Source organism: Pseudomonas sp. ANT_H4 (genome assembly GCF_008369295.1).
GTDB lineage: Bacteria > Pseudomonadota > Gammaproteobacteria > Pseudomonadales > Pseudomonadaceae > Aquipseudomonas.
In genome coordinates this window covers 1-18,270 of record NZ_VOBG01000019.1, presented here as the reverse complement: position 1 = coordinate 18,270, position 18,270 = coordinate 1, and the positions used below count along the sequence as shown (strand labels likewise).

The 18,270-nt window shown below is 54.8% G+C and carries 14 protein-coding genes and 4 tRNA genes; all 18 read right to left on the bottom strand.

The window, feature by feature from the left end; all coding sequences use genetic code 11:
- Positions 1-29: 29 nt before the first annotated feature.
- On the bottom strand, positions 30-2,135 hold the full coding sequence (gene fusA / locus FQ182_RS21285; protein ID WP_149413631.1) for an elongation factor G: 2,106 nt from the start codon (positions 2,133-2,135) through the stop codon (positions 30-32).
- Positions 2,136-2,165: 30 nt separating this feature from the next.
- Positions 2,166-2,636 (bottom strand): 30S ribosomal protein S7, encoded by a 471-nt coding sequence (gene rpsG, locus FQ182_RS21280; RefSeq protein ID WP_002555493.1) that lies wholly within the window; start codon positions 2,634-2,636, stop codon positions 2,166-2,168.
- A 118-nt stretch (positions 2,637-2,754) separates the two neighbouring features.
- Positions 2,755-3,126, bottom strand: coding sequence for a 30S ribosomal protein S12 (gene rpsL / locus FQ182_RS21275; protein WP_002555494.1), 372 nt, complete (start codon positions 3,124-3,126; stop codon positions 2,755-2,757).
- Positions 3,127-3,342: 216 nt separating this feature from the next.
- A complete protein-coding gene (gene rpoC / locus FQ182_RS21270) occupies positions 3,343-7,542 on the bottom strand; it encodes a DNA-directed RNA polymerase subunit beta' (RefSeq protein WP_133103483.1) in 4,200 nt (1,399 codons plus the stop codon).
- Positions 7,543-7,606: 64 nt separating this feature from the next.
- The gene (gene rpoB / locus FQ182_RS21265) at positions 7,607-11,680 is read right to left on the bottom strand and encodes a DNA-directed RNA polymerase subunit beta (RefSeq protein WP_149413632.1); all 4,074 of its coding nucleotides are present in this window, start codon (positions 11,678-11,680) and stop codon (positions 7,607-7,609) included.
- A 220-nt stretch (positions 11,681-11,900) separates the two neighbouring features.
- Complete coding sequence (rplL, locus tag FQ182_RS21260; RefSeq protein ID WP_149413633.1) at positions 11,901-12,269, bottom strand: 50S ribosomal protein L7/L12; 369 nt, start codon at positions 12,267-12,269, stop codon at positions 11,901-11,903.
- An 80-nt stretch (positions 12,270-12,349) separates the two neighbouring features.
- Positions 12,350-12,850, bottom strand: coding sequence for a 50S ribosomal protein L10 (gene rplJ, locus FQ182_RS21255; protein ID WP_133103486.1), 501 nt, complete (start codon positions 12,848-12,850; stop codon positions 12,350-12,352).
- 198 nt (positions 12,851-13,048) lie between these two features.
- On the bottom strand, positions 13,049-13,744 hold the full coding sequence (rplA, locus tag FQ182_RS21250) for a 50S ribosomal protein L1 (protein WP_133103487.1): 696 nt from the start codon (positions 13,742-13,744) through the stop codon (positions 13,049-13,051).
- Entirely contained in the window at positions 13,744-14,175 is a 432-nt protein-coding gene (gene rplK / locus FQ182_RS21245) for a 50S ribosomal protein L11 (RefSeq protein ID WP_003210097.1), read from the bottom strand. The genes rplA and rplK overlap by 1 nt, the downstream gene beginning before the upstream one ends.
- A gap of 117 nt (positions 14,176-14,292) precedes the next feature.
- Positions 14,293-14,826 carry a transcription termination/antitermination protein NusG gene (gene nusG, locus FQ182_RS21240; RefSeq protein ID WP_149413634.1) on the bottom strand — a complete coding sequence of 178 codons (534 nt, stop codon included), beginning with the start codon at positions 14,824-14,826 and terminating at the stop codon, positions 14,293-14,295.
- A gap of 9 nt (positions 14,827-14,835) precedes the next feature.
- Positions 14,836-15,204, bottom strand: a complete 369-nt coding sequence (secE, locus tag FQ182_RS21235) for a preprotein translocase subunit SecE (RefSeq protein ID WP_076016471.1) — start codon at positions 15,202-15,204, stop codon at positions 14,836-14,838.
- 45 nt (positions 15,205-15,249) lie between these two features.
- Positions 15,250-15,325, bottom strand: a tRNA-Trp gene (locus FQ182_RS21230).
- A gap of 163 nt (positions 15,326-15,488) precedes the next feature.
- A tRNA-Thr gene (locus FQ182_RS21225) sits at positions 15,489-15,564 on the bottom strand.
- Positions 15,565-15,590: 26 nt separating this feature from the next.
- A tRNA-Gly gene (locus FQ182_RS21220) sits at positions 15,591-15,664 on the bottom strand.
- Between the two features lie 23 nt (positions 15,665-15,687).
- Positions 15,688-15,772, bottom strand: a tRNA-Tyr gene (locus FQ182_RS21215).
- 143 nt (positions 15,773-15,915) lie between these two features.
- A complete protein-coding gene (locus tag FQ182_RS21210; protein WP_149413635.1) occupies positions 15,916-16,362 on the bottom strand; it encodes a hypothetical protein in 447 nt (148 codons plus the stop codon).
- Between the two features lie 7 nt (positions 16,363-16,369).
- Positions 16,370-17,119: a pantothenate kinase gene (locus FQ182_RS21205; RefSeq protein ID WP_149413636.1), complete on the bottom strand. Its 750-nt coding sequence runs from the start codon at positions 17,117-17,119 to the stop codon at positions 16,370-16,372.
- Positions 17,109-18,068 carry a bifunctional biotin--[acetyl-CoA-carboxylase] ligase/biotin operon repressor BirA gene (gene birA / locus FQ182_RS21200; RefSeq protein WP_149413637.1) on the bottom strand — a complete coding sequence of 320 codons (960 nt, stop codon included), beginning with the start codon at positions 18,066-18,068 and terminating at the stop codon, positions 17,109-17,111. The genes FQ182_RS21205 and birA overlap by 11 nt, the downstream gene beginning before the upstream one ends.
- Positions 18,069-18,270: the final 202 nt, after the last annotated feature.

Here is an 18,270-nt window from a genome sequence, read left to right as displayed (position 1 = left end):
ACAATTAACTCCTTGCCTAAAGGACTGAATCAGCCTTGTTTTTTGGTAACAGTTTCGACGATATGCGACGGAGCTGTATTGTATTTTTTGAATTCCATAGAGTAGCTTGCGCGACCCTGGGACATGGAGCGAACGTCGGTTGCGTAACCAAACATCTCGCCCAACGGAACCTCAGCACGAATCACTTTGCCGGAAACCGTATCTTCCATACCCAAGATCATGCCGCGACGACGGTTAAGGTCGCCCATGACATCACCCATATAGTCTTCAGGCGTAACAACTTCTACCGCCATGATTGGCTCAAGCAACTCACCACCGCCCTTCTGGGCCAGCTGCTTGGTTGCCATAGAGGCAGCCACCTTAAACGCCATCTCGTTGGAGTCGACGTCGTGGTAAGAACCATCAAAAACGGTTGCCTTCAGGCCGATCAGCGGATAACCGGCAACAACGCCGTTTTTCATCTGCTCTTCGATACCCTTCTGGATCGCCGGGATGTATTCCTTAGGAACCACACCACCCACGACTTCGTTCACGAATTGCAGACCTTCCTGACCTTCATCAGCCGGAGCAAAACGAATCCAGCAATGACCAAACTGGCCACGACCACCGGATTGACGAACGAACTTGCCTTCGATCTCACAGCTCTTCGTGATGCGCTCACGATAGGAAACCTGAGGCTTACCGATGTTGGCTTCGACGTTGAACTCACGGCGCATCCGGTCAACCAGGATGTCCAGGTGCAACTCGCCCATGCCAGAGATGATCGTTTGACCAGTCTCTTCATCAGTTTTGACGCGGAAAGATGGATCTTCCTGAGCAAGCTTGCCCAGAGCGACACCCATTTTTTCCTGGTCATCCTTGGTCTTTGGCTCAACGGCAACCGAAATAACCGGCTCCGGGAAGTCCATGCGAACCAGGATGATTGGCTTGTCAGCGGTGCACAAAGTCTCACCAGTGGTGACGTCCTTCATGCCGATCAAGGCCGCGATGTCACCAGCGCGCACTTCCTTGATCTCTTCACGGGCGTTTGCGTGCATTTGCACCATACGACCCACGCGCTCTTTCTTGCCTTTAACCGAGTTGATCACGCCGTCGCCGGAGCTCAACACGCCCGAGTAAACTCGAACGAAGGTCAAAGTACCCACGAATGGGTCAGTAGCGATCTTGAACGCCAGCGCCGAGAACGGCTCGCTGTCGTCTGCATGACGCTCCAGTTCGATAGTCTCGTCATCCGGGTCAGTACCCTTGATGGCAGGAATGTCGACTGGGGCCGGCAGGTAGTCGATAACAGCATCGAGAACCAAGGGAACACCCTTGTTCTTGAATGAAGAACCGCAAACAGCCAAGACGATTTCGCCAGCGATAGTACGCTGACGCAGACCGGCCTTGATTTCCTCGATGGTGAGTTCTTCACCTTCAAGGTACTTGTTCATCAGTTCGTCACTGGATTCGGCCGCAGCCTGCACCATGTTGTCACGCCACTCTTCAGCCAGCGCCTGCAAGTCCGCAGGAATAGCCTCGCGACGAGGAACAGTACCCTTGTCCGCATCGTTCCAATACACAGCTTCCATACGCATCAGGTCGACCTGACCCTGGAAGTTGTCTTCGGAACCGATAGCCAGCTGGATCGGCACCGGAGTGTGACCCAGACGCTTTTTGATCTGTTCGATCACGCGCAGGAAGTTCGCGCCAGCACGGTCCATCTTGTTCACGTAAACAAGACGCGGAACACCGTATTTGTTGGCTTGACGCCATACGGTTTCCGACTGCGGCTCAACACCTGAGGTACCACAGAACACAACTACCGCGCCATCGAGTACACGCAGGGAACGCTCAACTTCAATAGTGAAGTCAACGTGGCCCGGGGTGTCGATGACGTTAAAGCGGTGATTGTCCGCGTATTGCTTCTCAGAGCCCTTCCAGAAGGTGGTAATAGCAGCAGAAGTAATGGTAATACCACGCTCCTGCTCTTGCACCATCCAGTCGGTGGTCGCGGCGCCGTCATGCACCTCGCCCATCTTGTGACTTTTGCCAGTGTAAAAAAGGACGCGCTCGGTGGTGGTGGTTTTACCAGCATCCACGTGAGCGACGATACCGATGTTACGGTAGCGACTAATCGGAGTAGTACGAGCCATAAAGCCCTCGCAAAATTAGTGAAGCTGAAATTAGAAGCGGTAGTGCGAGAAAGCCTTGTTGGCTTCAGCCATACGGTGCACGTCTTCACGCTTCTTAACAGCAGCACCTTTACCTTCGGCAGCATCCAACAGCTCGCCAGCCAAACGCAGAGCCATAGACTTCTCGCCGCGCTTACGGGCGAAGTCTACCAACCAGCGCATTGCCAGGGCGTTACGACGGGACGGGCGAACTTCGACCGGAACCTGGTAAGTAGCACCGCCTACACGGCGCGACTTCACTTCGACCAGCGGAGCGATGGCGTCGAGAGCTTTCTCGAAGATTTCCAGGGGGTCGCTGTTCTTGCGTTCTTTAACCTTTTCCAGCGCGCCATAAACGATACGTTCGGCAACGGCTTTTTTGCCGCTTTCCATCACGTGGTTCATGAACTTGGCCAGAATTTGGCTTCCGTATTTTGGATCGTCAAGCACTTCGCGCTTGGCTGCTACGCGTCTTCTTGGCATGGATAAGCCCTCAAACGGTCTTCAGGTTCGCTCGGAATCGGTGCCCTTGCGGGACGCCTCCGACCTTACTCTTATCGACTCAGAAAATAAGATGATTCAGTTTTACAAAAAGCCACTACTACTTAGGCTTCTTGGTACCGTACTTCGAACGACCCTGGTTACGACCTTTAACGCCGGAGGTATCCAAGGAGCCGCGCACGGTGTGGTAACGAACACCTGGCAAGTCTTTTACACGACCGCCACGGATCAGTACCACGCTGTGTTCTTGCAGGTTGTGGCCTTCACCGCCGATGTACGAGGAAACCTCGAAACCGTTGGTCAGACGCACACGGCATACTTTACGCAGTGCCGAGTTAGGTTTTTTCGGCGTAGTGGTATACACGCGAGTGCATACGCCACGACGTTGCGGGCAGTTCTGCAGCGCAGGCACGTCGGATTTCTCGACGATACGCTTACGCGGCTGACGTACCAGCTGGTTGATAGTTGCCATCTACTAGCTCCACTGTTGTCTTGCGACGCTATTGTCTTGCAAGAAAAGCAAAATGGCAGGAACGAATTCCCGCCAAATTTAGGGGTACAAGAGTCTAAAGAGGATCTTGCCCCCAGTCAAGGCAAGGCCCCGACCTCCCCTTCCATCGAACCGGGATAAAACTATCTCGATCCGACGAACGGGGCTGCCAGGGCCCGGACTTATTTATCGCAGAACTCAGTTACCGCTTGAGTTCAGCGCTTCGGTCAGTGCAGCTTCCACTTCACTGGCGCTTACGCGCAGCGGTTTGTCAAGCTCACGGCGGCGCTTGCGCTCGCTGTGGTAAGCCAAGCCGGTACCGGCTGGGATCAGACGACCCACAACCACGTTTTCTTTCAGGCCGCGCAGGTAATCGCGCTTGCCGGTTACCGCTGCTTCGGTCAGTACGCGAGTGGTCTCCTGGAAGGAGGCCGCCGAGATGAACGACTCAGTGGACAACGACGCCTTGGTAATACCCAGCAGTACCCGAGTGAACTTGGAAACGAATTTCTCGTCGCCAGCCAGACGCTCGTTTTCTACCAGTACGTGAGTCAACTCCATCTGGTCGCCCTTGATGAAAGTCGAATCGCCGGATTCAGCGATCTCAACTTTACGCAGCATCTGACGCAGGATGGTCTCGATGTGCTTATCGTTGATCTTCACGCCTTGCAGGCGGTAAACGTCCTGGATCTCGTTAACGATGTACTTGGCGAGCGCACTCACACCCAGCAAACGCAGGATGTCGTGTGGATCGCTCGGGCCGTCAGAGATAACTTCGCCGCGGTTTACCTGTTCGCCTTCGAAGACGTTCAGGTGACGCCACTTCGGAATCAGCTCTTCGTACAGATCGGTACCGTCGTTCGGGGTAATGACCAGACGGCGCTTGCCTTTGGTCTCTTTACCGAACGCGATGGTGCCGCTGACTTCAGCCAGAATCGATGCTTCCTTCGGACGACGAGCTTCGAACAAGTCGGCAACACGCGGCAGACCACCGGTGATGTCACGAGTTTTCGAAGTTTCTTGCGGAATACGAGCGATAACATCACCGATCGCGATTTTCGCACCATCCGCCACACCGACAAGGGCGTTGGCAGGCAGGAAGTACTGGGCAATTACGTCGGTACCCGGCAGCAAGAGATCCTTGCCGTTGTCATCAACCATCTTCACAGCAGGACGGATATCTTTACCGGCAGCTGGACGGTCTTTGGCGTCGAGTACTTCAATGTTGGTCATACCGGTCAATTCGTCAGTCTGACGCTTGATCGTGATGCCTTCTTCCATGCCCACGTAGGTCACGGTCCCTTTCATTTCGGTAACGATTGGGTGAGTGTGCGGATCCCACTTGGCCACGATTGCGCCAGCGTCGACCTTGTCACCTTCTTTGACCGAAATCACAGCACCGTACGGCAGTTTGTAACGCTCACGCTCACGACCGTAGTCATCAGCGATTGCCAGCTCACCGGAGCGGGACACAGCAACCAGGCAGCCATCCACTCGCTCAACGTGCTTCAAGTTGTGCAGACGAACGGTACCGCCATTCTTCACCTGAACGCTGTCCGCAGCGGAGGTCCGGCTTGCCGCACCACCGATGTGGAACGTACGCATGGTCAGCTGGGTACCCGGCTCACCGATGGACTGGGCAGCGATAACGCCGACCGCTTCACCGATGTTCACCTGATGACCACGAGCTAAGTCACGGCCGTAGCACTTGGCGCAAATACCATAACGGGTTTCGCAACTGATCGGCGAACGTACAATCACTTCGTCGATGCTGTTGAGTTCGATGAATTCAACCCATTTCTCGTCAACCAGAGTGCCGGCAGGAACGATAACTTCCTCGGTACCTGGCTTGAATACGTCACGGGCGATTACTCGACCCAGTACGCGCTCACCCAACGGTTCTACAACGTCGCCGCCTTCGATGTGCGGAGTCATCAGCAGACCGCGTTCGGTACCGCAGTCGACTTCAGTCACAACCAAGTCTTGCGCAACGTCTACCAGACGACGAGTCAGGTAACCGGAGTTAGCGGTTTTCAACGCGGTATCAGCCAGACCTTTACGTGCACCGTGAGTAGAGATGAAGTACTGAAGTACACTCAAACCTTCACGGAAGTTCGCAGTAATTGGCGTTTCGATGATGGAACCGTCCGGCTTGGCCATCAGGCCACGCATACCGGCGAGCTGACGGATCTGCGCAGCAGAACCCCGTGCGCCCGAGTCGGCCATCATGTACATCGAGTTGAACGACTCTTGATCGACTTCTACGCCATGACGGTCGATAACACGCTCTTTCGAGAGGTTCGACATCATCGCCTTCGACACTTCGTCGTTGGCCTTGGACCAAAGGTCGATCACTTTGTTGTACTTCTCGCCCTGGGTTACCAGGCCAGAGGCGTACTGGCTTTCGATCTCTTTCACTTCATCGGTAGCAGCACTGATGATGGCGGCTTTCTCGTCCGGGATAACGAAGTCGTTAACACCGATGGAAACGCCGGAAATGGTCGAATAAGCAAAACCGGTGTACATCAACTGGTCAGCGAAGATAACGGTCTCTTTCAAACCAACCACGCGGTAGCACTGGTTGATCAGCTTGGAGATCGCCTTTTTCTTCATTGGCTGGTTGACCACGTCGTACGACAGGCCAGGTGGAACAACCTGGAACAACAGCGCACGGCCGACGGTAGTGTCGACGATACGGGTGTTCTTGACGCTGCCACCATCACGATCGTTGACGGTTTCGTGGATGCGGACCTTGACCTTGGCGTGCAGAGCGGCTTCGCCGGCACGGAACACACGGTCAACTTCCTGCAGATCCGCGAACACACGACCTTCGCCCTTGGCGTTGATCGCTTCACGAGTCATGTAGTACAGACCCAATACAACGTCCTGCGACGGAACGATGATTGGCTCACCGTTGGCTGGCGACAGAATGTTGTTGGTCGACATCATCAACGCACGCGCTTCCAGCTGGGCTTCCAGCGTCAGCGGCACGTGCACGGCCATTTGGTCGCCGTCGAAGTCGGCGTTGTACGCAGCACAGACCAACGGGTGCAGCTGGATAGCCTTACCTTCGATCAGTACCGGTTCAAACGCCTGGATACCCAGACGGTGAAGGGTCGGTGCACGGTTGAGGAGAACCGGGTGTTCGCGAATCACTTCAGCGAGAACGTCCCAAACTTCTGGCAGCTCGCGCTCGACCATTTTCTTGGCCGCTTTGATGGTGGTCGCGAGACCGCGCATTTCCAGCTTGCCAAAAATGAACGGTTTGAACAGCTCGAGAGCCATCTTCTTCGGCAGACCGCACTGGTGCAGACGCAGGGTCGGGCCTACGGTAATTACCGAACGACCGGAGTAGTCAACACGCTTACCGAGCAAGTTCTGACGGAAACGACCCTGCTTACCCTTGATCATGTCAGCCAGGGATTTCAGAGGACGCTTGTTGGAACCTGTGATAGCGCGGCCACGACGACCGTTGTCGAGCAAGGCATCGACAGCTTCCTGCAACATACGCTTTTCGTTGCGCACGATGATGTCCGGAGCGGACAGATCAAGCAGGCGCTTCAAGCGGTTGTTACGGTTGATCACGCGACGGTACAGGTCGTTAAGGTCGGAAGTCGCGAAGCGACCGCCATCCAAAGGTACCAGTGGACGCAAGTCTGGCGGCAAAACCGGAAGAACGGTCAGCACCATCCACTCTGGCAAGTTGCCGGAACCCAGGAAGGCTTCCATCAACTTCAGACGCTTGGACAGCTTCTTGATCTTGGTTTCGGAGTTGGTTTGCGGAATTTCTTCACGCAGGCGGCCAATCTCGTGCTCTAGGTCGATAGCGTGCAGCAGTTCACGGACAGCTTCAGCACCCATGCGGGCATCGAAATCGTCGCCGAACTCTTCCAGCGCTTCGAAGTACTGTTCGTCGTTGAGCAACTGACCCTTTTCAAGGGTGGTCATGCCTGGATCGATAACAACGTAGCTCTCGAAGTAGAGAACGCGTTCGATATCACGCAGGGTCATGTCCATCAGCAAGCCGATACGGGACGGCAGCGATTTCAGGAACCAGATGTGAGCAACCGGCGAAGCCAGTTCGATGTGCGCCATGCGCTCACGACGAACCTTGGCCAGTGCGACTTCAACGCCGCACTTCTCGCAGATCACACCACGGTGCTTCAAGCGCTTGTACTTACCGCACAGGCACTCGTAATCCTTTACCGGGCCAAAGATCTTGGCGCAGAACAGGCCGTCACGCTCAGGTTTGAACGTACGGTAGTTGATGGTTTCCGGTTTTTTAACTTCACCGAACGACCACGAACGGATCATCTCAGGCGATGCCAACCCAATACGGATGGCGTCGAACTCTTCGACTTGACCCTGGTTTTTCAGCAAATTCAGTAGGTCTTTCAAGGCCTTTCCTCCTGGCGGAGCAGAGAGCGGGCTAAACAGCCCCGCTCTCGATTCGCGTCACGTGTTATTCGGTTTCCAGATCGATATCGATGCCGAGGGAACGAATTTCTTTGATCAACACGTTGAAGGACTCGGGCATGCCCGGCTCCATACGGTGATCGCCGTCCACGATGTTTTTGTACATCTTGGTCCGGCCGTTCACATCATCCGACTTCACTGTGAGCATTTCTTGCAGAGTGTATGCAGCACCGTATGCTTCCAGTGCCCAGACCTCCATCTCCCCGAAGCGCTGACCACCGAACTGAGCCTTACCACCCAACGGCTGCTGGGTAACCAGGCTGTACGAACCGGTAGAACGAGCGTGCATCTTATCGTCTACCAAGTGGTTCAGCTTCAGCATGTACATGTAGCCAACAGTAACCGGGCGCTCAAACTTGTTGCCGGTACGGCCGTCGAACAGCTGCATCTGGCCGCTTTCTGGCAGGTCTGCTAGTTTCAGCATGGCCTTGATTTCGCTTTCCTTGGCACCGTCGAACACCGGCGTAGCCATTGGAACACCGCCGCGCAGGTTCTTCGCCAGATCCAGGATTTCCTGGTCGGTGAAGGTGTCCAGCGCTTCGTTGCGACCGCCGATCTCGTTGTAGATCTCGTGCAGGAACTTGCGCAGGTCAGCAACCTTGCGCTGCTCTTCGATCATACGATTGATCTTCTCGCCCAAACCTTTGGCCGCGAGGCCCAGGTGGGTTTCAAGGATCTGACCAACGTTCATACGCGAAGGTACGCCCAACGGGTTGAGGACGACGTCGACCGGGGTGCCATTGGCATCGTGCGGCATGTCTTCAACCGGCATGATCACGGAGACCACACCTTTGTTACCGTGACGACCGGCCATCTTGTCGCCAGGCTGGATACGGCGACGGATTGCCAGGTAAACCTTGACGATTTTCAGCACGCCTGGAGCCAGGTCATCGCCCTGCTGCAGTTTGCGCTTCTTGTCTTCGAACTTGTCGTCCAGCAGACGGCGACGATCAACGATGTAGGCCTGAGCCTTCTCGAGCTGCTCGTTCAGAGCATCTTCAGCCATGCGCAGTTTGAACCACTGGCCGTGCTCAAGACCGTCGAGTACTTCGTCGCTGATCTCCTGACCTTTCTTCAGGCCGGCGCCGCCTTCAGCCTTACGGCCTACCAGGGCGGAACGCAGACGTTCGAAGGTCGCGCCTTCAACGATACGGAACTCTTCATTCAGATCCTTGCGGATCTCGTCGAGTTGGGTCTTCTCGATGGACAGTGCACGAGCATCACGCTCAACACCGTCACGGGTGAAGACCTGTACGTCGATGACAGTACCCTTGGTACCGGTAGGTACGCGCAGGGAGGTGTCTTTAACGTCGCTGGCTTTTTCACCGAAGATGGCACGCAACAGCTTCTCTTCCGGAGTCAGTTGAGTCTCGCCTTTCGGAGTGACCTTACCAACCAGGATGTCGCCTGCGCCAACCTCAGCACCTACGTAAACGATACCGGCTTCGTCCAGCTTGTTCAGTGCAGCTTCACCCACGTTCGGGATGTCTGCAGTGATTTCCTCTGGCCCAAGCTTGGTGTCACGTGCCACACAGGTCAGTTCCTGAATGTGGATCGTGGTGAAGCGGTCTTCCTGAACAACACGCTCGGACAGGCAGATGGAGTCTTCGAAGTTGTAACCGTTCCAGGCCATGAACGCGATACGCATGTTCTGACCCAGCGCCAGCTCACCCATGTCGGTGGACGGACCATCGGCCATAATGTCGCTGCGCTGAACCCGATCACCCTTGCTCACCAGCGGACGCTGGTTGATGCAGGTGTTCTGGTTGGAGCGGGTGTACTTGGTCAGGTTGTAGATGTCGACACCGGCTTCGCCAGTTTCAACTTCGTCATCAGCAACACGAACCACGATACGGCTGGCATCAACAGAGTCGATAACACCGCCACGACGAGCCACGACACAAACGCCGGAGTCACGGGCTACGTTACGCTCCATGCCGGTACCTACCAGCGGCTTGTCAGCACGCAGGGTCGGTACAGCTTGACGCTGCATGTTGGAACCCATCAACGCACGGTTGGCGTCATCGTGTTCCAGGAACGGGATCAGCGACGCTGCAACCGAAACTACCTGCTTCGGCGATACGTCCATCAAGGTGACGTCTTCCGGCGCCTTGACGGTGAACTCGTTCAAGTGACGAACAGCTACCAGTTCGTCGATCAGCATTTTCTTGTCGTTCATCGTGGCCGAGGCCTGAGCGATCACGTGATCAGCTTCTTCGATGGCGGACAGGAACACGATCTCGTCGGTGACCAGAGCGTCTTTCACCACACGGTACGGGCTCTCGAGGAAACCGTACTGGTTGGTGCGCGCATAAGCGGCCAGGGAGTTGATCAGGCCGATGTTCGGACCTTCCGGCGTTTCAATCGGGCATACACGACCATAGTGAGTCGGGTGTACGTCACGAACTTCAAAGCCTGCACGCTCACGAGTCAGACCGCCAGGGCCCAGTGCGGAAACACGGCGCTTGTGGGTGATCTCGGAGAGCGGGTTGTTCTGGTCCATGAACTGCGAGAGCTGGCTGGAACCGAAGAACTCTTTCACCGCTGCAGCCACTGGCTTGGCGTTGATCAGGTCTTGCGGCATCAGGCCTTCGCTTTCAGCCATCGACAGACGCTCTTTGACCGCACGCTCAACACGTACCAGACCAACGCGGAACTGGTTCTCGGCCATTTCGCCTACGCAGCGAACACGACGGTTACCCAGGTGGTCGATGTCATCGACGATGCCTTTACCGTTACGGATGTCGACCAGAGTCTTCAGAACGGCAACGATGTCTTCCTTGCACAACACGCCCGAACCTTCGATCTCGGTACGACCGATACGACGGTTGAACTTCATCCGGCCGACCGCAGACAGGTCATAGCGCTCAGGGCTGAAGAACAGGTTGTTGAACAGGGTCTCGGCAGCGTCTTTGGTTGGTGGCTCGCCAGGACGCATCATGCGATAGATCTCGACCAGCGCTTCCAATTGGTTGCTGGTGGAGTCGATCTTCAGGGTGTCGGAGACGAACGGACCGCAGTCGATGTCGTTGGTGTACAGGGTCTCGAGGCGAACAATCTGAGACTTGGCGATTTTGCCCAGGATCTCGGTATTCAGCTCAGTGTTGCATTCAGCCAGGATTTCGCCTGTGGCCGGGTGCACGATGACCTTGGCGGTGGTGCGACCCAGGACGTAGTCCAGAGGCACCTCCAGCGTCTTGATACCGGCTTTTTCGATCTGGTTGATGTGGCGCGCAGTAATACGGCGGCCGGCTTCAACGATGACCTTGCCTTTCTCGTCCTGGATGTCCAGAACAGCAATCTCACCACGCAGGCGCTGAGGCACCAGCTCCAGGCTGAGGGTTTCGCCACTCACATGGAATACGTTGGTGGTGTAGAACGCGTCCAGCACCTGCTCAGTGGTATAGCCGAGCGCGCGCAGCAGGACCGATGCCGGCAGCTTGCGACGACGGTCGATACGCACGAACACGCAGTCTTTCGGGTCGAACTCGAAGTCCAACCACGAACCACGGTACGGAATGATCCGCGCGGAGTACAAAAGTTTGCCGGAGCTGTGCGTCTTGCCGCGATCGTGGTCGAAGAACACGCCCGGGGAACGGTGCAGCTGGGAAACGATAACGCGCTCGGTACCATTGATAACGAAGGTACCGTTCTCAGTCATCAGGGGGATTTCACCCATGTAGACTTCTTGCTCTTTGATGTCCTTGATCGCTTTGTTCGACGATTCTTTGTCGAAAATGATCAAACGGACTTTTACCCGCAAAGGTACGGCGTACGTAACACCGCGCAACACGCATTCTTTGACATCAAATGCCGGTTCGCCCAGGCGATAACCGACGTACTCCAGCGCAGCATTGCCGGAGTAGCTGATGATCGGGAAAACAGATTTGAAGGCCGCATGCAGGCCCACGTCGCGGAACTGATCTTTGGTCGCTCCCGCCTGCAAGAATTCACGATACGAATCCAGCTGGATAGCCAGAAGGTACGGGACATCCATGACGTCCGGCAACTTGCTAAAGTCCTTGCGGATACGTTTTTTCTCAGTATATGAGTAAGCCATCAGCGTTCCCCAGCTTGGTCACCTGCTTGTTTGGCCCCTCCCGACGGGAGCAGCCAGAAAATCGTGCAAACCCCATGGTTTGCGCCACCCCATCGGGTGGTTACAGCGCGCTATAGGCGACGACCGAGTCGATTGCCAATAACGGAAAAAGGCCGGTGGCAAGAGCCACCAGCCATCAGCCTTCAGCTTAACGCTTGGGCTGGAGACGCAAGGTCGATGCTTACTTCAGCTCGACTTTAGCGCCTGCTTCTTCCAAGGTAGCCTTGGCTTTAGCAGCAGCGTCAGCCGACACAGCTTCCAGAACCACGGAACCAGCACCGCTATCAACTACAGCCTTGGCTTCTTTCAGGCCCAGACCGGTCAGCTCACGTACAGCCTTGATCACGTTAACTTTCTTGTCGCCAGCTTCAAGCAGAACAACGTTGAATTCAGTTTGTTCTTCAACGACAGCAGCGGCAGCAGCAGGACCAGCAGAAGCAGCGGCAGCAGAAACGCCGAACTTCTCTTCCATTGCCTTGATCAGTTCAACGATTTCCAGAACGGATTTTTCGCCGATTGCTTCGATGATTTGGTCGTTAGTCAGAGACATGACTATAAATTCCTGTATTGGGGTGACGGCCTACGCGGCCATCGAAATAAACAATAAACGTAAAAAGGAGTTGCTCAGCCTTAAGCTGCAACAGCTTCTTTCTGGTCGCGAAGAGCCGCCAGAGTACGAGCCAATTTGCTGGTTGCGCCTTGAATCACGCTCATCAGCTGGGAAATGGCTTCGTCACGGGTCGGCAGGCTTGCCAGTACGTCGATCTGATTAGCTGCGAGGTAGTTACCCTCGAACGCAGCTGCCTTGATCTCGAACTTGTCCTGACCTTTTGCGAACTCTTTGAACAAACGGGCAGCAGCACCTGGATGTTCGTTGGAGAATGCAATCAAGGTCGGGCCGGTGAACACGTCGTTGAGAACACTGTATTGAGTGTCGGCAACAGCGCGCTTGAGCAGGGTGTTACGTACAACACGTACGTAAACGCCAGCTTCACGAGCCTCTTTACGGAGTCCGGTCATAGCGCCTACTGTCACACCGCGGGCATCAACCACGACAGCGGACAGGGCAACTTTGGCAGCCTTGTTGACTTCAGCGACGATGGCCTTCTTGTCTTCAAGTTTAATTGCCACGGGAAAAACTCCTGCTTGTTACCGTTTCATCCAACCGAAGCCGGATGTCGTTTTGGTGTCTGATTCGGTAAGGAACCGGGAGCACCATCTGCGTAGGCTTGAGGTTTAAGACTTGCGCCGCCTACGGTCTTGGATAGCCCCCGCCAGGCAGGGACCCCAATTTTTCAACTGCCGCAATTGCTTGCGCCAGTTTATGTCTTATACGTCCAGCGAGCCTTGGTCGATGACCAGACCTGGGCCCATGGTGGTGCTCAGGGTAACGCGCTTGACGTAGATACCTTTCGAGGAAGCTGGCTTGATACGCTTCAGATCAGCGATCAGGGCTTCAACGTTTTCCTTCAGCTTGACGGCGTCGAAGCCGACTTTGCCAACGGAGGTGTGAATGATGCCGTTTTTGTCGGTGCGATAACGAACCTGACCAGCCTTGGCGTTTTTAACCGCGGTAGCTACGTCTGGAGTTACGGTGCCGACTTTAGGGTTAGGCATCAGGCCACGTGGGCCCAGGATCTGACCCAACTGACCCACAACGCGCATTGCATCCGGGGATGCGATAACTACATCAAAGTTCAGGTTGCCGGCTTTCATTTCGGCAGCCAGGTCATCCATACCTACACGGTCAGCGCCGGCAGCCAGAGCAGCTTCAGCTGCAGGGCCTTGGGTGAAGACAGCAACACGTACAGTCTTGCCAGTGCCGTGTGGCAGCACAGTTGCGCTACGAACGACCTGGTCGGATTTACGCGGGTCTACACCCAAGTTCACAGCAATGTCAACAGACTCGCTGAACTTGACAGTCGACAGCTCGGTCAGCAGTGCAGCAGCATCTACAAAGTTGTAGGCCTTGCCTGCTTCGATTTTGCCGGCGATAGCCTTTTGGCGCTTGGTCAGCTTAGCCATTACACACCCTCCACGTTAAGGCCCATGCTACGAGCAGAACCGGCGATGGTACGCACGGCTGCATCCATATCAGCTGCAGTCAGATCCGCGTTTTTGGTTTTCGCGATTTCTTCCAGCTGAGCACGGGTCACGGTGCCAACCTTAACGGTGTTTGGACGAGCGGAACCGCTAGTCAGACCAGCAGCTTTCTTCAACAAAACCGAAGCCGGGGTCGACTTAGTTTCGAAAGTGAAGCTACGGTCGCTGTATACAGTAATGATCACTGGAGTCGGCAGACCTGGCTCAATACCCTGAGTACGGGCGTTGAAGGCCTTGCAGAATTCCATGATATTCACGCCGTGCTGACCCAGAGCTGGACCGACGGGTGGGCTTGGATTGGCCTGAGCGGCCTTCACTTGCAGCTTGATGTAAGCGGTAATCTTCTTGGCCATGAGGCACTCCAATTACGGGTTCAAACGCCTCGAAAGGCTCCCCGGTTACTTGCGCGTTTATCCCAGTGACGACAAAACCCCACAGCCTAAGGCTGCGGGGTTGGGATGCTTGCTCAGCTAGACTTTTTCGACCTGGCTGAACTCTAGCTCTACCGGAGTAGAGCGACCGAAAATGAGCACTGCCACTTGGATTCGGCTCTTTTCGTAGTTAACTTCTTCGACAGTGCCGTTAAAATCTGCAAACGGACCATCAGTAACACGAACAATCTCACCCGGCTCGAACAATGTCTTCGGCTTGGGCTTGTCGCTACCATCAGCAACACGACGCAGAATCGACTCTGCCTCTTTGTCGGTAATCGCAGCAGGCTTATCAGCGGTACCACCGATAAAGCCCATGACGCGAGGAGTGTCCTTGACCAAGTGCCAAGTACCCTCATTCATGTCCATTTGAACCAGAACGTAGCCAGGGAAGAACTTGCGCTCGCTTTTACGTTTCTGGCCATTACGCATTTCAACCACTTCTTCAGTGGGAACCAGAATTTCGCCGAAGCCGTCTTCCATGCCTGCAAACTTTATGCGCTCTAGCAAAGAGCGCATGACATGCTTCTCGTAACCCGAGTAAGCATGCACAACGTACCAACGCTTAGCCACGGGACACCCTTAGCCAACAATCAAGGAAACAAGCCAGCCGAGCAGGGAATCAAGCCCCCACAACAGCAACGCCATAACCAGAACAACAGCTACCACAATCAACGTGGTCTGTGTGGTTTCTTGGCGAGTCGGCCAAACGACTTTACGGATCTCGGTACGAGCTTCCTTTACCAGGACCGCAAAAGACTTGCCTTTAGCAGTCTGTAGGCCAACAAAGGCAGCAACAGCAGCAAGGGCGAGCAATGCGAGGACGCGGTACAGGATCGGCGACGCAGAGTAGTACTGGTTGCCGACAACGCCTACGACCACAACAGCGACTACTACAAGCCACTTGAGCAGATCGAAGCGAGAGCCTTGAGCTTCAGCCTTAGGAGTCATCTATGAAGATCCTGTGAAAAGAAAGCCAGACACACCAAGTGAATCTGGCAGGTCAGGAGGGAATCGAACCCCCAACCTACGGTTTTGGAGACCGTCGCTCTGCCAATTGAGCTACTGACCTAAAACAAAATCAGGCCGACAATTATGCCGATCTGAAAAAGACTTTACAACAACAAACCCCTGCAGACTTGGACCCCACCCAAACAAAATCACAAAAGAGGGGAGAATCAATCAGAGGCAGCCGTTAAAACAAAGGCAGATATTCTCATATCTGCCTTGTTATATGGAGCTCTTGAGCGGATTCGAACCGCTGACCTCACCCTTACCAAGGGTGTGCTCTACCAACTGAGCTACAAGAGCAAAACACTATGCACAACCTGCAAACTTGGAGCGGGTAGCGGGAATCGAACCCGCATCATCAGCTTGGAAGGCTGAGGTTCTACCACTAAACTATACCCGCAGAGCTTGCAGCTCACGCTAAAATGGTGGAGGGGGAAGGATTCGAACCTTCGAAGTCGTAGACGTCAGATTTACAGTCTGATCCCTTTGGCCGCTCGGGAACCCCTCCTAAGCGAGCCGGCATTCTATATCATGCCAGCCTTCTGTCAAGCATTTTCTCATTAAAAATATGAGGTTAGCTGCGTTGACTCTCGCATCACACCGTTTCCCTCAAGAGGTCATCACTGCGAAGCGGGCGCCATTCTATGCAAACTATTCAACAGTTGCAATGCCTTCGCACGGCATTATTTTATGTTTTAACTCATTGAATTCGTTAGCAAGGTTTTCAAAGGGCAAATCATCGGCCAGACGCCGGCTTTCAGGTGCCACTCTCAGCCAGTATCCCGAAACATCAGGAGCGCTCAGCGACTGCAGTTTTACCTTGATGTCCAGACTGGTAAGCCGCTGTTCCACAGACCGCGCCTGCTTCTGATCAGCAAAACCACCAATATAGAGACAACTGCTCTGCACCTCTGGGGCCTTTGCCCTGTCCCGTCGAACCACGGCATCAGCAGACTCGCTCAATAACTGGATATCCTGCTGAGAACCTCGGTACAGAACCAGGGGCGTAACATCCTTGGCACGCAGGGGCGCTTCCTGCTGATGCCAAATGTAATAGAAGATATTAAGGACCAGCAAAAGCAAAAACAGCCAACGCATAAAAACCTCAGGACAAGGGGCACGCCATCGCCAAACCAACAAAAACAAGATCAGGGACGAGTTTCGCTCGAGGCACGGCATCAGCAATCAGCTCAGCATCCCCTCCCGTCAGGAATACGGTGAATTCGTCACCCCAGTAACGCTGGGCCAACTCCAGCTGAGTCAGAACAAACCCTCTCAACATAAGCATACAGCCGCGCTCCACCGCCTCTACGGTCGTACGACCTGGCGACAGGTGCTCAAGGGCACGCTCGGCGGCAATATCGTCGTAGCGTATTTTGCGAGTATGCGTTCGCAGCTGGTTACGCATTAATGGCATACCAGGACAAATAAACCCGCCGAGATGCTCACCGTCCGCAGCAATAAAGTCGGAGGTAGCCGCCGTACCAAAATCGAGTACAAGGCACGAGCCCGGCGACAACTGAAAACCGCCAAGCATAGCCAACCAGCGATCAAGCCCTAGCCGCTCGAAGTCTTCGTACCCATTACGCACCCCAGCCATCTGCCGCGCAGATGTAGCACAAACCACAGTGATGCCAAAGGCATCTACCAGGGCCGCAACCAACTTGTTTGTCTCCTCGGAAGCACGAACACTCACCAGTCGACAATGTTTTATCGCCAAGCCCGCAAGCGCTGACAGACTATCTATTAACACGATATCCGAGCCGACGATCCCCTCGGCAAAAACATACGCCCTGCCTGACTCAAGCACTCGCCATTTGATAAAGCTATTCCCACAGTCGAGCTCAAGAATCATCACGCAACCTCAGGCTTAACTCACCACCGCTGTATATTTTTTCAACACCATCCACCCCCAAGCGTAACGCACCCTGCCCATCGATACCCAGCACCAGCCCTTCGACTTGATTCACACCGGCAATGAGCGAGACGGAACGCCCCTGCCATAGATGGTTCTGCTCCCATTCGCCTTGAATAGCGGAAAAGCCGGACGCTTGATGACGATCAAGGTAGGTTTGTAACTGTAAGCCGAGGCGGGCTACCAGATAGTTACGATCAACGGCGCTACCGGTTTCCAACTGCACAGAAGTCCATTGCTGATCGACTTCAGGCGCTTTCTGCATATTCACATTAATCCCCACACCAAGGACTACGTGGCAGACATCTGCCGGGTCTCCGACCAACTCCAGGAGGATGCCAGCAATCTTCTTCTGCCCCACCAAGACGTCATTGGGCCACTTCAAGCCTGCATTGCGCACGCCGGCCTCCCGCAGGGCCTGCATGACCGCCAGGCCGACAACCAGGCTAAGCCCCTCCAGTTGTCGCAACCCCCCATCAATTCGTAATACGAGGCTGTAGTAGATATTTTGAGCGAAAGGACTTACCCACTTACGCCCTCGCCTACCCCTGCCAGCAGTCTGCTGCTCCGACAGCACCAGAAACGGCGCAACCTGCCCCCCACCAATAAGACGCAATGCTTCGGCATTGGTAGAGTCAATGGAGTCGGATATATAGACTGGCCAGGTAGAAGAAGGCGCATTTGCAGCTATTTCGTCATGGCTTAGCAACGCCAGGGGCGCAGCCAACTGATATCCCCTGCCACGGACTTTATGGATAGGCAGATTCAACTCCGCCTCAAGATGCTGAAGCTGCTTCCATACAGCACTGCGACTGACGCCCAAGGCTGCACCAAGCGCTTCCCCGGAGTGGAATCGGCCATCTTTTAGAAGTTTCAACAACGTCAGCATGCAAGTCTCGCCTCACAATGAGGCACGCATGATAGCCATGCATAGGGCCATTGCATAGAAAGGCAGGACTTTAGCATTGAAGGCGACTGGCAGGCGCTCGCTCATACTTTTCCATCGCCCAAAACAAAACCCCATCTGCTTTCGCAAATGGGGTTTCGGAATTTAATCTTGACGATGACCTACTCTCACATGGGGAAACCCC

Excerpts from the sequence above, each read along its gene's own strand:
- secE (WP_076016471.1), bottom strand. The coding sequence starts at position 15,204 with ATGACTCCTAAGGCTGAAGCTCAAGGCTCTCGCTTCGATCTGCTCAAG.
- rpsL (WP_002555494.1), bottom strand. The coding sequence starts at position 3,126 with ATGGCAACTATCAACCAGCTGGTACGTCAGCCGCGTAAGCGTATCGTC.
- fusA (WP_149413631.1), bottom strand. The coding sequence starts at position 2,135 with ATGGCTCGTACTACTCCGATTAGTCGCTACCGTAACATCGGTATCGTC.
- FQ182_RS21210 (WP_149413635.1), bottom strand. The coding sequence starts at position 16,362 with ATGCGTTGGCTGTTTTTGCTTTTGCTGGTCCTTAATATCTTCTATTAC.
- rpsG (WP_002555493.1), bottom strand. The coding sequence starts at position 2,636 with ATGCCAAGAAGACGCGTAGCAGCCAAGCGCGAAGTGCTTGACGATCCA.
- rpoB (WP_149413632.1), bottom strand. The coding sequence starts at position 11,680 with ATGGCTTACTCATATACTGAGAAAAAACGTATCCGCAAGGACTTTAGC.
- birA (WP_149413637.1), bottom strand. The coding sequence starts at position 18,068 with ATGCTGACGTTGTTGAAACTTCTAAAAGATGGCCGATTCCACTCCGGG.
- FQ182_RS21205 (WP_149413636.1), bottom strand. The coding sequence starts at position 17,119 with ATGATTCTTGAGCTCGACTGTGGGAATAGCTTTATCAAATGGCGAGTG.
- rplK (WP_003210097.1), bottom strand. The coding sequence starts at position 14,175 with ATGGCCAAGAAGATTACCGCTTACATCAAGCTGCAAGTGAAGGCCGCT.
- rplL (WP_149413633.1), bottom strand. The coding sequence starts at position 12,269 with ATGTCTCTGACTAACGACCAAATCATCGAAGCAATCGGCGAAAAATCC.
- rplA (WP_133103487.1), bottom strand. The coding sequence starts at position 13,744 with ATGGCTAAGCTGACCAAGCGCCAAAAGGCTATCGCCGGCAAAATCGAA.